Annotated in this window: 3 protein-coding genes; all 3 read left to right on the top strand. The window is 57.1% G+C overall.

All coding sequences use genetic code 11. The features are described from left to right. Positions 1 to 34 precede the first annotated feature (34 nt). The 3 genes from rplK (at position 35) to WBC85_RS01740 (ending at position 2263) form a co-directional block, all read left to right on the top strand. Positions 35 to 460, top strand: a complete 426-nt coding sequence (gene rplK / locus WBC85_RS01750; RefSeq protein ID WP_424432963.1) for a 50S ribosomal protein L11 — start codon at positions 35 to 37, stop codon at positions 458 to 460. A 1-nt stretch (position 461) separates the two neighbouring features. Beyond that, positions 462 to 1160 (top strand): 50S ribosomal protein L1, encoded by a 699-nt coding sequence (gene rplA / locus WBC85_RS01745; protein WP_424432962.1) that lies wholly within the window; start codon positions 462 to 464, stop codon positions 1158 to 1160. Positions 1161 to 1333: 173 nt separating this feature from the next. Next, positions 1334 to 2263 carry a LicD family protein gene (locus WBC85_RS01740; RefSeq protein WP_424432961.1) on the top strand — a complete coding sequence of 310 codons (930 nt, stop codon included), beginning with the start codon at positions 1334 to 1336 and terminating at the stop codon, positions 2261 to 2263. Positions 2264 to 2430 lie beyond the last annotated feature (167 nt).

Here is a 2430-nt window from a genome sequence, read left to right as displayed (position 1 = left end):
TCGCGACCAAGGGGCGTTGCAAAGGAGAAGGCCAATGGCCAAGAAACTCGTCGGTACGATGAAGTTGCAAGTTAAAGCGGGTCAAGCAAACCCGTCCCCGCCAGTCGGTCCAGCATTGGGTCAGCGCGGCATCAACATCATGGAATTCTGTAAAGCGTTCAACGCAAAAACAGCAGACCTTGAGCCAGGTGCACCTTGCCCGACCGTGATCAGCTACTATCAGGATAAGTCCTTCACAATGGACATCAAGACGCCACCAGCGTCCTACTTCCTGAAGAAAGCGGCCAAAGTGAATTCCGGCGCCAAGACACCAAGCCGTGAAACCGTTGGGTCCATCACACCAAAGCAGCTGCGCGAGATTGCAGAAGCGAAAATGAAGGATCTGTCCGCAAACGATGTGGAACAGGCGATGAAAATCATCTTGGGCTCCGCAAAGTCCATGGGCATCGAGGTTAAGTAATATGGCTAAACTTGGTAAGCGCATCCGCGCCGCACGCGAAGCATTCGTTGGCAAAGAGAACCTCACAGTTGAAGAAGCTGTGGCCCTGATCAAAGGTAACGCGAGCGCAAAGTTCGACGAAACCATCGAGATCGCAATGAACCTCGGGATTGACCCACGTCACGCAGACCAGATGGTCCGCGGTGTTGTCGGCCTGCCGAACGGTACAGGTAAAGACTTGCGTGTTGCCGTTTTCGCCCGTGGCGACAAGGCGGACGAGGCGAAAGCCGCTGGTGCCGATATCGTTGGTGCCGAAGACCTGATGGACATCGTGATGAGCGGCAAGATCGACTTTGATCGCTGCATCGCAACACCTGACATGATGCCTGTTGTAGGTCGTCTGGGTAAAGTTCTGGGCCCACGCAACCTGATGCCAAACCCTAAAGTCGGTACAGTGACAATGGATGTTGCTGCTGCTGTTGCTGCGGCCAAAGGCGGCGAAGTGCAGTTCAAAGCTGAAAAGGGCGGTGTCGTCCATGCAGGCGTTGGCAAAGCATCCTTCGACGCGGACAAGCTGGTTGAAAACATCCGTGCCTTTGTTGGCGCGGTTGCCAAAGCCAAGCCTGCAGGCGCAAAAGGGTCGTACATGCAGAAAGTTGCACTGAGCTCCACAATGGGCCCGGGCGTGACTGTATCGGTGGACAACGCTGCTTCCGAGTAAGCGTTACTCCCAGAGGATTTGAGACGGAGCGGGCCTTGCGCCCGCTCTTTTTCGTTTTGCGGGGGTGTTGCAATAGTGACTCTCTTGGCGGGATGTTTGCAGGTCTGCCGCAGCGGTCCATTGTGTCGCACCGCATCCGCCCCGAATGTAGCGAAAAACGAGGACCGAGTGCTGTGACCAAAGCTGATATGTACGATGAAAAAACAGGTGCCACGCTCACTGCGCTGCGCGACAATGCGTTGGCTCATTTGTCCGGAGGCACGGCGCCGTATGACGGTGCAGCCGCGGTAGAGGCTTTTGACGCGTTGGGTCTTTCCGATGCTGCGGGCCTGACACCGCTGGCGCTGGAGGCCTTTGCCGCCGTCGTTATCGCACGGGGCAAGCGTCCGCGCCGGGCGCAAAAGCCGCTTTATAAATTGTATCAGGCCCGCATCGCAAATGACGAGCAGGCCGAGTACCTCGCGTTTGTGGATCGCATTGCTGCGGCCGAAGAGAACGGATTTTCGCTGGAGGGGGTCACGTTTAACACGGCGCTGACCGACGTGGATCAACCGCAATTGTGGCGCGATACAGAGGCGGCGATCGCAACGGCAGCCGAGGTGTTCGGCCCTGCGTTCCTGAACTCTGGAACGTTGCTGGGTGCCATTCGCGAAGGGCGATTTATTGATCATGACGACGATGTGGATATCGCCGTTGTTATGCCCGCCAAAGATCCCGTCGAGGCAGCAGCTTTGTGGACTGCCGGAATTGATGTGCTTGTGGGGCGCGGCCTTGTCAAATCCCGCGAGCGGCGCAACTTGGGGATATTCAAGCTCAGCTCGACCAGCGGTGTGAACATTGATGTGTTCCCCGCATGGATCGAGGAGGGCCGTGTGTACCTTTATCCTCATACCTGCGGAGAGCTGGCTGAGGATGATCTTTTACCGTTGGCTGCGTGCGAAACAACGGGTTTGCCGATCCCGCGAAATGCCGAAGCCATGCTGGAGGTCAACTATGGCAAGGGGTGGCGCCAGCCTGATCCCGGCTTTGCCTTTCCTTGGGGGCCTGCCAACAAGCGTTTCAGCGCATTCCGCGCCGCGCTGGAGGATGCCGTTAAGGCCTGAGCCTTGTCTTCGCCCGGTCAACGTCTGCTTTGAGGGCGCTGCGGTCAGGTGCAGTCAAAAACGGGATTTTTGCTGTTGGCATTCCTGCCCAGACCTACTAGATCAACCCTTGCATCATAGCGCACGATTCGTCGTGCGCTTTTTGCGCTTCGTCCGAGATGGCGGGT

The sequence above is a fragment of the Planktotalea sp. genome, from assembly GCF_049680325.1.
GTDB lineage: Bacteria > Pseudomonadota > Alphaproteobacteria > Rhodobacterales > Rhodobacteraceae > Planktotalea.
Note: the sequence above shows the minus strand (reverse complement) of the source record. Positions and strands in the feature narration are given on the sequence as shown.